Raw genomic sequence first — 12,054 nt, 5'->3', positions numbered from 1 at the left:
CGGTATGCCGCGTCTGTCCGGGGTCCTCGTCGTCAACGCCGGGTCGTCCTCGCTGAAGTACCAGCTCGTCGACCCGACCACGGGCGCCTGCTTCGCCAAGGGGCTCATCGAGCGCATCGGTCTCGACGCGGGCGTCGTCCACCACGAGGTCGACGGGCAGCGCCACGTCCTCGAACGCGACGTGGCCGACCACGCGGCCGCGGTGACCCAGATGACGGAGGCGTTCACGGCATACGGACCGGACCTCGGTGACGTCGACCTCCTCGCCGTGGGTCACCGGGTCGTGCACGGCGGTCAGGACTTCGCCGACCCGACGCTCGTCACCGACGAGGTCCTGGCCACCGTCGAGCGGCTGATCCCGCTCGCGCCGCTGCACAACCCCGGCAACCTCCAGGGCATCCGCGCCACGCAGTCGCAGTTCCCGGACGTGCCGCAGGTGGCCGTCTTCGACACCGCCTTCCACCAGACGATGCCCGCCGCCGCCTCGACGTATGCCGTGCCTCGCGCCTGGCGCGAGGAGCACCGGGTGCGCCGCTACGGGTTTCACGGCACCTCGCACGCCTACGTCTCACGTCGCGCCGCCGAGCTGCTGGGCCGCCCCCTCGAGGAGCTCGCGACCGTCGTGCTGCACCTCGGCAACGGTGCCAGCGCGACCGCGGTCGACGGCGGGCGCTCCGTCGACACCTCCATGGGCCTCACGCCTCTGGAGGGACTCGTCATGGGCACGCGCCCGGGTGACCTGGACCCCGGGCTCGCCCGGCACCTGCACCACGTCGCCGGCCTCACGGTGGAGGACTACGACCGCGCGCTCTCCAAGGAGAGCGGTCTGCTCGGGCTGAGCGGGTCGGCCGACATGCGCCAGGTCCAGCAGCGGCGCGCGGCCGGGGACCCCGACGCCCAGCTCGCCTTCGACGTCGTGGTGCACCGGCTCCTCCACTACGTCGGCGGGTATGCCGCGGTGCTGGGTCGGCTGGACGCGCTCGTCTTCACCGCCGGCATCGGCGAGAACGACGCGCAGCTCCGGGCCGCGGTCGTCGAGCGGCTCGCGGGCTTCGGCGTCGAGCTGGACGTGGAGGCCAACGGGTCCGGACGGGGCGAGCGGCGCATCAGCACCGACGCCAGCCGGGTCGCGGTGCTGGTCGTGCCGACGAACGAGGAGTGGGAGATCGCGCGTCAGGCCGCCGAGGTCGTCCACGCGCGCTGAGGGCACCAGCCCTCCGATGATGCCGTGACCAGGACGACACCGCCCTGAGGCTGCCCTGATACCGGGGTCGCTCATGGTCGAGGTGCGGGTCGCAGGGACCCGCACCTGACCATCACGGGAGAGCACCATGAGCATCAGCCAGCACCGCATCGCCAGCCCACGCCACCACCAGCACGGCGCACGGACCACCCTGGTCGCCGCGCTCCTTCTCGCCTCGGCGGGCCTCACCGCCTGCGGGCAGCAGGAGGCGCCAGAGAGCCTCCCCTCCCCTCCGGCCCCGACGACGAGCAGCTCCCGGGTGCCGGCGGTGCCGGCCGGCCTGCCCTACCAGGGCGACGACCGCCTGCTCAAGGACCTGAGCAGCGCCCGCCTGCAGGCGGACCGTCTCCAGCAGCAGCAACGAGAGCTCTGGGAGTCCTGCGTGGACGGGGCCGCCTACGGCCAGATCATCACGACGCGTGTCTCCGAGCAGCTGGCCGACAGCCGCTGCCCCGAACCGCACATCCCGATCCCGGGGCGCTACGCCCCGCGGGCGCAGTGACGACCGCTAGCGGATCCGTCCGGCCGGTCGGCTGGGCAGCGCGTGGAGGAGGTGCGGCCGTTCGAGGCCCCGGTCCTCGAAGGCCGCCGCCACGGCGGAGGCGACGGTCTCGCAGTCCTGCCGCCGGACCAGCGCGACCGCCGAGCCCCCGAAGCCGCCGCCCGTCATACGGGCCCCGAGGGCACCGGCCTCCAGGGCCGCGTCCACGGCGACGTCGAGCTCCAGGCAGGACACCTCGTAGTCGTCGCGCAGCGACACGTGCGACGCCGTCATCAGGGCCCCCACGCGGGTCGGGTCCTGCTCGCGCAGCGCCGCCACGAGGTCGAGGACACGCTCGTTCTCCGTCGTCACGTGGCGGACGCGCCGCAGCCCGTCGGGCACCGACGACAGCGTCGCCACCACCTCGAGGTCGCCCAGATGCGACGCGTCGAGCTCGCGGAGCGAGCCCACCCCGAGCGCGCGGGCTGCGCGCTCGCAGGTGGAGCGGCGCGCGGCATACTGACCGTCCGCGAGGGAGTGGTGCGCGCGCGTGTCGACGACCAGGACCTCGTGCTCGGGCAGGGTCCAGGCCACGGGCGCGATCGAGAAGTCGCGGGCGTCGAGGAGCAGGAGGTGCTCGTCGACGGCACGCAGCGACACCGTCTGGTCCATGCCCCCGGTGGCGGCCCCGGCGATGTCGTTCTCGGCACGCACGCAGGCAGCAGCCAGCCCCGGCAGGTCCAGCCCGCTGAGCTCCGGCACCAGGTCGCGCAGGGCCACCCCGACGGAGCACGACAGAGCGGCCGACGAGGACAGCCCCGCCCCGAGCGGCACGTGCCCGTCGACGAGGACATCGGCGCCGAGCGTCTCCGCGGGCGCGTGGGCGGCGAGCGCCCAGGCGACACCGGCGACATACGCGGCCCATCCCTCGGGGTGCCCGGGACGCACGTCGGCCACCCGACCCTCCCAGGTCCGCTCCTGCTGCACGGAGGCGAGGCGCAGGACCCCGTCCTCGCGTCGGTGGACCGCCGCGTAGGTCCGGTGCGGGAGGGCGAACGGCAGCGCGAAGCCGCCGTTGTAGTCGGTGTGCTCGCCGATCAGGTTGACCCGGCCAGGTGCCGCCCACACGCCGTCCGGCTCCGCGCCGAAGCGCCCCGCAAAGCCCTGAGCCAGCTCGTGCGCGACCTCGTCGTCGTCGGCGGGCGGGCGCCAGACGGTCTCTGAATGCCGCGTCATCGGACCTCTTCCAGGTGGATCAGGTGGGAGTGCTCCGGCAGGAGCGGGATCATGGGCAGGCCGACCTCGGCGAGGACCCGGCCCGTCGTCACGACGCCCTCACGGGTCCAGGGGACGACACCGCGCCCCTCGCGCCGGAGCTCGGTCCCGGGTGTCGGCACGGAGGCGCGGTAGCGGCGCGTCGGATCGAGGCCGGGCAGTCTCACCCGCCCCGGACCGGTGGTCACGGGCCGGCCCAGGGAGGTCACCGAGTAGAGCGCCTCCGCACCGTCGACCGCCACCACACCGTGCACCCAGACGGCCTCGTCGGGGTGGTCGGCGTTGACGACGACGCCCTCGTGCAGGAGGTCGCGGTGCGCCTTGTGGAAGGCCACCCACTCCCCCAGCTCGGCCAGCTCCTCGGGCGTCGCGCGGGTGAGGTCCCACTCGATCCCCAGGTGCCCCCAGATCGCGGTCTCGCCGCGGAAGGACAGGTCGTGCCGCCGGCCGGTGGTGTGCGCGCGCGGCGAGCCGACGTGGGTGCCGACCCAGCCGGGCGGCAGCAGGGCGAAGGTCCACCGCTGGATCTGCTGGCGCTCCAGCGGGTCGATGCAGTCCGAGGCCCAGACCCGCACGCAGCGCTCCATGACTCCGAGGTCGACCCGGCCGCCGCCGCCCGCGCAGGACTCGATCTCCAGGCCTGGCCGGGCGGCGATCAGCTCGTCCATCAGGCGGTAGGCCGCGAGGGTGTGGGCGCGCACCCCGGCCTCGCCCCCGGGGGTGTGGCCGGCGTCGTTGAGGTAGCGGTTGTGGTCCCACTTCAGGTAGGCGATGTCGTAGGTCTGCAGCAGCCTCACCAGCTGGTCGCGCACGTGGGCGTACGCGCCCGGATGACCGAGGTCGAGCACGTGCTGCTGCCGCGACTCCAGCCCCCGCCGGCCGCCGGCGGCGAAGATCCACTCCGGGTGGGCCCTCGCCAGGTCCGAGTCGATGCTGACCATCTCCGGCTCGACCCAGAGCCCGAACTCCATGCCGAGACCGTGCACGTGGTCGATGAGCGGCTGCAGGCCGTCGGGCCAGACGTCGGGCGAGACGGTCCAGTCCCCCAGGCTCGTCGTGTCGTCACAACGCCCGCCGAACCACCCGTCGTCCAGCACGAAGCGCTCCGTCCCCACCGCGGCCCCGGCGTCGGCCAGCGCCGTCAGCCGCTCCAGGGATTGGTCGAAGTAGACCGCCTCCCAGGTGTTGAGCGTCACCGGCCTCGGGCGCGAGGGCGCGTGCGGCCGGCTGCGCGAGAAGGCGTGGAAGCGCGCAGTGACCTCGTCGAGGCCGGTGCCGTGCGCGGCATACAGCCACGGGGTCGTGCACGACTCCCCGTGAGCGAGGCGCAGCTCCCCGTGCTCCAGCGCCTCCCCGGCGCCGAGCACCCGCGCGCCGTTGTGGAGGCGCTCGGCGTACGCCTGCTGGTTGCCGCTCCAGCCGAGGTGGACGGCCCACACCTGGCCGTGCCGGAAGCCGAAGCCGGGCTCGCCCGCGCAGAGCAGGTGCACGGCGTCCAGCCCGGTGCGTCCCGTCCGCACCTCGCGCGAGTGGACGCCGGCGCTGAACGGCTGCCGCTGCGGGACCCGCTCGTAGGTGTGCCGCCCGGTGAAGTCCAGCAGCTCGCCCGCGACCTCGGGCACCGGCAGCACGTGGCGGACCGCGCCCAGGGTGTAGGTGTCGTGGCCGGTGTTGGTCAGCGTCGACCGCACGCGCAGGAGCCCGCCCGGGTGCAGCTCGAGCTCGAGCACGACCTCCAGGTATGCCGTCGCGTCGGCCCCGCGCACCACGACCCGCTGGGTGCCGTCCGGCTCGGTCGACGTGGTCGCCGGCCCGCTGGTCCGGAAGGCGGGCGACCAGTCACGACCCTCGCGGGAGCCCTCGACCCCGGGCCGGCCGATCCAGGCCCGCGCGTGCTCGGGCAGCACGGTCACCTGGTCGGCCACGTCGAACGGGCTGTCGAAGAAGGCGACCCGCGCGGCGGTCCCGAGGGCGGCCAGGTCCTCGTCGGTCAGGTCACCGAGGTCGGACCCCCAGTGCCGGACCACGGGCAGCAGGTCGTCGGCGAGCTCGAGGACCAGGGAGGTCCCGGAGGCGCGGAGGTACAGGACGTCTGGGGTCACCGGGTCATCGTAGGGAACCTCCACGTTCGGCACCGATCCGCACCGGGCGGCCAGGACCGCGCGGCCGGCCGAGGCGCCCAGGCACACGACCACCTCGGGCTCGACCAGTGCCAGCTCGGCCTCGAGCCAGGGTGTCCGGCACGGCCCTCTCGTCAACGCAGCAGCACGAAGACGAGCAGGATGACGATCGCCAGCCCCAGCAGCAGGAGCGGCCCCATGAACGGCGCCAGGCGTGCGGGGTTGCGGTCGGCACGCCGGCTCAGCCGGGCGCGGGGAACCCGGCTCTCGGGATCGTGATCCGTCATCCGTCCACGCTAGGCCCGACCGTCCCGACGGTCCCGTCGAACGACCGCGATGGCAGGTGGTCCGTGAGAAAAGGCCCCGGCCGCGTGTTCGCGGCTCAGGGGCCATTTTCTGCTGGTGGGCGATACTGGGTTTGAACTAGCGCCGTGGCTGCTAACCTGACAGGCCGATCACCTGCATAGACGCTCTCTGACCTGCGCTTATGCGCCCCACGGATATGACGCAGAAGTGGGCACGTTGGGGCACGGGTGTGCTTTGATTGGGGCACGAACGGGGCACGCGCCCAGCCCACCGCAAGGAGCCGCCATGACCAGCACCACCCAGCCCAAGCGCCGCGACTACGGCTCCGGGTCCGTCCGCATGCTGCCCTCGGGCAAGCCGCAGGCTCGCTTCCGCGGGCCGGACGGGAAGCGCTACAGCAAGACGTGGGACACCATGCGGAACGCTCGAAAGTGGCTGTCGGACATGGAAGAGTCGGTGCGCCGCGCCGAGTACCTGGACGAGGAGTGGCAGCCGCCCACCACCGAGACGCAGGCGCGGATCAAGGCGCACGACACGCTCGCCGCATACGCCGAGACCTGGCTCGCCGAGCGGGACCTGAAGCCCCGCAGCCGCGCCCACTACCGGAAGCTTCTGGACCAGCACATTCTCCCCGCGCTGGGCGACCGACGCCCGAAGAGCATCACCCCCGATGTGGTGCGTGCGTGGTACGCCGGGCTGGACAAGAGCACCCCGACCATGCGCAGCCACGCCTACAGCCTGCTCCGCACCATCTTCACGACGGCGGTGCAGGATGGGCTGGCCGACGCGAACCCCTGCCACATCCGTGGCGCCAGCAACGCCAAGCGCGTGCACAAGATCGAACCGCTCAGCACCGCCGAGTTGACGGCTCTCGTGGAGGCCATGCCCGAGCGCTACCGCGCCATGACGCTTCTAGCCGCGTGGTGCGGGCTGCGCTTCGGGGAGTTGACCGAGTTGCGCCGCAAGGACATAGACCTGGCGCGTGGGGTGGTCAAGGTGCGCCGGGGTGTCACGCGGGTGGGCGGTGAGTTCATCGTCGGCACCCCGAAGAGTGACGCTGGCGTGCGTGACGTTGCCATGCCGCCGCAGGTGGTGGACGCGCTGCGCGAACACATGGCCATCAGCATCGCGGGTGGCCGCGAGGGTCTGCTCTTCCCGGCCGCCGACGGCGTCAGCCACCTGGCGCCCAGCACCCTCTACGGCGTCTTCTACCCGGCACGGCGGGCCATCGGTCGGCCGGACCTGCGCTGGCACGACCTGCGCCACACGGGTGCGGTGCTCGCCGCTCAGGTGGGCGCCACCACCGCCGAGCTGATGGGCCGCCTGGGACACAGCAGCCCTGGCATGGCCATGCGCTACCAGCACACCGCCAAGGGACGCGACGCTGCCATCGCTGCGGCGCTCGGCCGCCTCTCAAGCGGCGAGTAGCACTCCCCCGCCGAGCACCCCCGGCCCGCTGAGCAAACCGCTCAGCGGGCCGTCTCGCGCTATCAGGAATGGCTGGGAAACCCACTCCTATGACGGAGATAGATAACTCTGCAAACTTTGCTTGCACCTTGCCAGAGAAGCACCTAACTTGAGGCTCAGTCGTAATGCACCGGCCAGGCGCCGGGGGCCATGAGGCAGTGGCCGGGAGCATCCACCCGGGTCCATCTCGCACATGAGGTCAAGGTGGCACCCCGCCAGAGCGGCGGGGAGGATGCAGCCGGAGGATCACCAGTCCCGCACGGGCGGCAGCGCTGGGAGCCACTCCACGAGTACGTGGAGTTGCTTATGCACCGCTCAACCGAAGTCTTTCGGCACCGCGCCCGTGTGGCGGCGCTGTCCCGTTCCCGCCCGGAGTCAGACCCCGAGTTCGTCCAGGCCCGCAGCGCCCTGGCCGCCGCGCTGCTGGAGCGCGACATCAACGAGACGCTGGCCGCTGGCCTGCTCACGCTGGACCAGCGCAACCACCTGGCGTCCCTGCTCGCCAGCGGGAGGGCGTGGTGAGCCGCCCGCGCCGGGCCGCCCCGGAGGCACCGCTGGCGCGCTCGAAGCGCATCTCGCTGGAGGCCGCCGCCGACAGGTACGGCGTCAGCGTGGACACGCTGCGCCGCCGCATCACAGACGGCAGCCTCCCGGCGTACCGGATGGGCGCCCGACTGATCCGCGTCGAAGAGGCTGACGTGGCTGCGCTGTTCCAGCCGGTGCAGTCCGTAGGAGGTGCGCGGTGAGCGCCGAACGTCGCCCCGGCAGCGGAGACCACCACCGGGGCGACGCGAAGGAGACGCACCGCCCTCAGGCTACGGCCGCTCGCGCTTCCAGCTCGGCTGCTGCGGACTTGAGCGAGAGCCACTGGGACTGCCCCGGCTGCGCCGAGTGCAACGACCTCGTCAACGGACTGGCCCGCCGGGTCGGCGTCTACACGGTGGGCACCAGCGACCTGGAGGGCTGCTCCCAGGACGTCGTGGACCTGACGGCCCGGCAGCACCTGGACGAGGTCGCCGCCGCGCTCTGGGGTGAGCCGTGCCGCTGCTGCGGCGCCCACCACCCCGCCGACGACGGCTGCGCCGACCCGTGTGGTCTGTGCGGCAACCGGCACCCGCTGGAAGGCGCGTGCACCCTATGACGGAGGACTCCACCTTCTACAGCCTGGACAGCCCCGAGGCGCGGGCGGTGCTCGGCGACGACACCTTCCAGCTCGGCGAGTTCCGGCTGATGCGTGGGCTGCTGGAGTCCAGCCGGGACCTCGACGCCCAGCGCCGCGACTTGGAGCAGGCCGCCCGCGAGTTCGGTGGCACCAGCCCCGAGGCCCGACGCCTGCGCCAGGCTCTGCAGAGCGTGGACGGCCCCACCGAGCAGGTGGAGATGGTGCTGGAGTACCGCCGCCTGATGGCCCGTCAGCGGGCGCTCGAGATGTTCCAGGCTGAGCAGGCAGCCGCCACTACTGAGGCAGCCGCTGGAGCGTCAGACAGGCTGGCGCCGGGTGGATCGTTCCTCCTGGACCTGCCCCCCGACACCCCGGCCGTGTGGGGTGACGGCGATCAGGTGCTCTGGGCCGAGGGCGAGTCGTTGGTGCTGGCGGGCACGCCGGGCGTCGGCAAGACCACCCTCGCCGGGCAGGTGGTGGCCGCCCGCCTGGATGGTGGCACGGTGCTCGGCCTCACGGTGCGGCCTACCAGCAGCCGGGTGCTGTACCTGGCCATGGACCGCCCGCAGCAGATCGCCCGTGCGCTGGCTCGCACACTCGGAAGCTTCAGCCGCGAGGTACTGGACGAGCGGCTGGTGTTCTGGCCCGGCCCGCCCCTGGCCGACATGGCCGCCCAGCCCGAGACGCTGCTGGCGCTGGCCCGGCAGGCCGCCGCCGACACCGTCGTGGTGGACAGCGTCAAGGACGCGGCGCTGGGGCTGTCGTCGGACGAGGTCGGCGCGGGCTACAACCGTGCCCGGCAGATGTGCATCGCGGCCGGAGTTGAGGTGCTGGAACTGCACCACACCATCAAAAAGAACGCCAACGGCGGCGCACCGAAAGCCCTGGCGGACCTCTACGGCTCCACGTGGATTACGGCCGGGGCGGGATCGGTGGTGCTGCTGGAGGGAACGGCCGGTGACCCGGTGGTCGGCATGCACCACCTGAAGCAGCCCGCAGAGACGGTCGGCCCGTACCGGCTGCTGCACGACCACACGGCCGGGCTGACGACCGTCTACCACGAGACCGACCTCGTAGCGCTGGCCCTGGCCGCAGGCACGGACGGCCTCACGGCGAAGTCTGCCGCCGCCAACGTGGAGGACACGGCCAAGCCGACCGATGCTCAGACGCAGCGGGCACGCCGCAGGCTGGACAAGTTGGTGACGGCCGGGCGGCTCACCTTCCGGGAGGGGTCGAAGGGTGGCAGCCGAGGCGGCCAACCGGCCGTGTGGCTGCACCCGTCTCACGACGCCGAGGGCGATTACGGGGGCGATTACGCACCATGACCGCGACACCCCGACCACGCACCCGTCAGCCGATTACGGTCCCGCCCATCGCCGCAGGTCAGGCAATTACGCGACCGATTACGCCGATTACGCCGCCTAGCGATTACGCACCCGCCCCCCTCTTGATGGGGGGCGGGGCGCTCGCACCGGAGCACCAGCACGGAGGGCGGGCAGCGACTCCCCCTGCACCCGGCTGGCCCGAGGCCGTCGCACTCAGCCGGGCGGTGGCAGTAGCCCACATCACCGGCCGGGCCGTGTGGCCGGGCAATGACTACTCCCCCACCGACGTCACCATCTGCCGGCGAGAGGGAGGGCGCGGCCCGTTCAACGACGCCGAAGCTTCAGAGTCTGCGCCCGCTACTGGTATTGCCCCAGCGCCCGGAGCGATGGGACCCGCAGGTCATCGGCCCACCACGCCATCCGGCGCGGCTGGCGTGCCCCGATCGTGCCCCAATCCCCTACAGATCCCCGCTCGCGGCGCCCTGCCGTGGGCGGTCCACCCCCGCAAGAACTCCTGAAGGAGACCCCACCATGACCGAACTGCTCTCGCGCCAGAAGGCCGCCGTCCAGCGCATGCGGAAGGCGCTCAACGACTACCACGCGGCGGTCCGCCGGACCGACCGTGACACCGCCCTGTACCCCGCCGAGCGGGACCAGGCGCTCACCCAGGCCAGGGCCACCGCGGAGGCTGCCATCGCCGCCGCGAGGGAGGACTTCAGGCGGGGCATCCAGGCCGACCGTGCCGAGCGTGCCCGCTACGTGGACAACCCCAGCGGGCAGGACCTCGAGCGGCGCCGCTACTGGCAGGGGGCGGCGCAGTCGGACCTGGCCGGGCTGGGCAGCCTGGAGGCCGCCGCGCTGATCCAGAACCTCGTCACCAGCGGGGCCACGGCCCAGGCCGCCGAGTACGTGCGGGTGGCCCGCCCGGTGCTGGACGGCGCGACCTACATGCGGCTGGCCCAGGCCACCATGCCGCCCGAGGCCAAGAAGGCCGACAGCACCGCCGCCGCCCTGGACGCCTTCGAGCACGTCACCCTCACGGAGGGCTGGCTGGACGAGCACGCTGGCAACCTGCTCCACCAGGCGGGCACCATCACCCAGGACGAGCGCGAGGGCCAGCCCAGCGCCTACGACGACCGGGCGCTGTCGCTGCTGATGCAGCGGGCCGAGGCGACCGCCGTGGCCGCCCTGCACGAGCGGGCCGCCTACCTGGACGGGGGCGCTGAGGATGCCTGAGGCACAGACGCTGGCCACCGCCGCCCCGGCCCTGCCGGATCACGACGGCTGGCGCTCGCTGCTGGCCGCCCTGGAGCGGGCCGAGGCCGCCGTGGCCGCCCACCCCACCCCCACCCCCACGGGAGGTGAGCGCTGATGGCGCTGGCGTGCACCATCTGCACCCACCCCGAGCGGGAGGCCATAGACGAGGCGCTGGTGGCTGGCATGGCCAACCGTGCCATCGGCCGCCGCTGGGACCTCCACAAGGATGCCGTAGCCCGGCACAAGGCCAACCACCTCTCGGCGGCCGTTCAGGCACACGTGACCGAGCAGGTGGCCAACGGGGCCACCACGGCCCTCGGGCGTCTTGAGCACCTGTTCAGCCGCGTCGAGCGGGTGCTGATCGCTGCCGAGCGTGAGGGCAAGGCCAACCTCGTGCTTCAGGCGTCCAGCGAGATGCGCCAGACCGCCGCGCTGCTGGCCAAGATCACCGGCGAGCTGGACGAGCGCAACACCGTCCAGGTGCTCAACGTCAGCGCGGACCCCGCCTGGCTCGCCACCCGGCAGGCCATGCTGGAGGCCCTGGCCCCCCACCCCGAGGCCGCCCGCGCCGTGGCCGCCCGGTTGCTGGCGCTGGACGCACCGGCCGCCCCCACGGTCGTCGCCGGCGAGAGGACCGACCGTGCTGGCGCGTGACCTGGCCCTGGCCCTCGACCCAGTGGCGTTCGCGGGTGGCATCGGCTTCCACAGCGAGGCGTGGCAGTCGAGCCTGCTCAGGTCCTCCTCACGGCGGGTGCTGGTGCGCTGCGCCCGCCAGGTGGGCAAGACCACGACGACGTCTATCAAGGCGCTGCACACCGCGCTCTACCGGCCCGAGTCGCTGGTGCTGGTGATCAGCCCCAGCCAGCGGCAGTCCGACGAGTTCCTGGTCCGCGTGCGCAGCCTCTACCGGGCGGCCGGGCGGCCCGTGGAGACTGCACGCGAGTCGGCCAGCACTCTGGAGTTCGCCAACGGCAGTCGGGTGCTCAGCCTGCCCGGCAGCGAGTCCACCACCCGTGGGTTCGCCGGGGTGGCGCTGCTCATCCTCGACGAGGCCGCCCGCGTGGAGGACGACATCTTCGCCTCCGTCCTGCCGATGGTCGGCAGCACCGGCGCAGTGTGGGCGCTGTCCACGCCGTGGGGTGCGCGCGGCTGGTTCTGGGAGTTGCACGAGGGAGCCGACGCGGTGCCCGGCGCCTGGGAGCACCACCTTGTCGACGTCTACGCCAGCGACCAGTACGACGAGCAGCGCATAACCGAGGTCCGCGCCAGCGTGCCCCGGTTTACCTTCGCTAGCGACTACGAGTGCCGCTTCGAGGACAGCGACGCCCAACTGTTCAGCAGCGACGACGTCCGCGCCGCCGTGGCGGCCGGGGCAGCCGTGCCGCCCCTCTTCGGCACCCCCACGCAAGGAGACTGAG

At 72.8% G+C, this 12,054-nt stretch carries 14 protein-coding genes; 11 read left to right on the top strand and 3 right to left on the bottom strand.

Translation table 11 applies throughout. The features are described from left to right. Positions 1-4 precede the first annotated feature (4 nt). Both IEV65_RS06435 and IEV65_RS06430 read left to right on the top strand, forming a co-directional pair. Positions 5-1,204 (top strand): acetate/propionate family kinase, encoded by a 1,200-nt coding sequence (locus IEV65_RS06435; RefSeq protein ID WP_188428872.1) that lies wholly within the window; start codon positions 5-7, stop codon positions 1,202-1,204. A 127-nt stretch (positions 1,205-1,331) separates the two neighbouring features. Beyond that, the gene (locus IEV65_RS06430; RefSeq protein ID WP_188428870.1) at positions 1,332-1,745 is read left to right on the top strand and encodes a hypothetical protein; all 414 of its coding nucleotides are present in this window, start codon (positions 1,332-1,334) and stop codon (positions 1,743-1,745) included. A gap of 6 nt (positions 1,746-1,751) precedes the next feature. Here IEV65_RS06430 and galK read toward each other — a convergent pair whose 3' ends face one another. From galK to IEV65_RS15620, 3 genes are all read right to left on the bottom strand, one after another. Then, positions 1,752-2,960, bottom strand: coding sequence for a galactokinase (gene galK, locus IEV65_RS06425; protein WP_188428868.1), 1,209 nt, complete (start codon positions 2,958-2,960; stop codon positions 1,752-1,754). Continuing rightward, positions 2,957-5,101: an alpha-galactosidase gene (locus IEV65_RS06420; RefSeq protein ID WP_229734963.1), complete on the bottom strand. Its 2,145-nt coding sequence runs from the start codon at positions 5,099-5,101 to the stop codon at positions 2,957-2,959. Before IEV65_RS06420 ends, galK begins: the two co-directional genes overlap by 4 nt. A gap of 152 nt (positions 5,102-5,253) precedes the next feature. Then, positions 5,254-5,406, bottom strand: coding sequence for a hypothetical protein (locus IEV65_RS15620; RefSeq protein WP_229734962.1), 153 nt, complete (start codon positions 5,404-5,406; stop codon positions 5,254-5,256). 304 nt (positions 5,407-5,710) lie between these two features. Here IEV65_RS15620 and IEV65_RS06415 point away from each other — a divergent pair, with 304 nt between their 5' ends. The 9 genes from IEV65_RS06415 to IEV65_RS06375 all read left to right on the top strand — a co-directional run bounded on the left by IEV65_RS06415 (position 5,711) and on the right by IEV65_RS06375 (position 12,053). Then, on the top strand, positions 5,711-6,853 hold the full coding sequence (locus tag IEV65_RS06415) for a tyrosine-type recombinase/integrase (RefSeq protein WP_188428864.1): 1,143 nt from the start codon (positions 5,711-5,713) through the stop codon (positions 6,851-6,853). Between the two features lie 345 nt (positions 6,854-7,198). Then, the gene (locus tag IEV65_RS06410) at positions 7,199-7,414 is read left to right on the top strand and encodes a hypothetical protein (protein ID WP_188428862.1); all 216 of its coding nucleotides are present in this window, start codon (positions 7,199-7,201) and stop codon (positions 7,412-7,414) included. After that, positions 7,411-7,638, top strand: coding sequence for an excisionase family DNA-binding protein (locus tag IEV65_RS06405; RefSeq protein ID WP_229734959.1), 228 nt, complete (start codon positions 7,411-7,413; stop codon positions 7,636-7,638). Before IEV65_RS06410 ends, IEV65_RS06405 begins: the two co-directional genes overlap by 4 nt. A 107-nt stretch (positions 7,639-7,745) precedes the next feature. Beyond that, entirely contained in the window at positions 7,746-8,033 is a 288-nt protein-coding gene (locus IEV65_RS06400; protein ID WP_188428860.1) for a hypothetical protein, read from the top strand. 47 nt (positions 8,034-8,080) lie between these two features. Beyond that, on the top strand, positions 8,081-9,379 hold the full coding sequence (locus tag IEV65_RS06395; protein ID WP_188428858.1) for an AAA family ATPase: 1,299 nt from the start codon (positions 8,081-8,083) through the stop codon (positions 9,377-9,379). 531 nt (positions 9,380-9,910) lie between these two features. After that, on the top strand, positions 9,911-10,615 hold the full coding sequence (locus tag IEV65_RS06390) for a hypothetical protein (protein WP_188428856.1): 705 nt from the start codon (positions 9,911-9,913) through the stop codon (positions 10,613-10,615). Next, positions 10,608-10,751: a hypothetical protein gene (locus IEV65_RS06385; protein WP_188428854.1), complete on the top strand. Its 144-nt coding sequence runs from the start codon at positions 10,608-10,610 to the stop codon at positions 10,749-10,751. Before IEV65_RS06390 ends, IEV65_RS06385 begins: the two co-directional genes overlap by 8 nt. Then, on the top strand, positions 10,751-11,290 hold the full coding sequence (locus tag IEV65_RS06380; RefSeq protein ID WP_188428852.1) for a hypothetical protein: 540 nt from the start codon (positions 10,751-10,753) through the stop codon (positions 11,288-11,290). The genes IEV65_RS06385 and IEV65_RS06380 overlap by 1 nt, the downstream gene beginning before the upstream one ends. Beyond that, on the top strand, positions 11,277-12,053 hold the full coding sequence (locus tag IEV65_RS06375) for a terminase large subunit domain-containing protein (protein ID WP_188428850.1): 777 nt from the start codon (positions 11,277-11,279) through the stop codon (positions 12,051-12,053). The genes IEV65_RS06380 and IEV65_RS06375 overlap by 14 nt, the downstream gene beginning before the upstream one ends. Position 12,054: the final 1 nt, after the last annotated feature.

It is taken from the genome of Ornithinimicrobium tianjinense (assembly GCF_014636495.1).
GTDB lineage: Bacteria > Actinomycetota > Actinomycetes > Actinomycetales > Dermatophilaceae > Ornithinicoccus > Ornithinicoccus tianjinensis.
The sequence above is the reverse complement of the archived record's forward strand: the minus strand, read 5'-3'. Positions and strand labels throughout refer to the sequence as shown.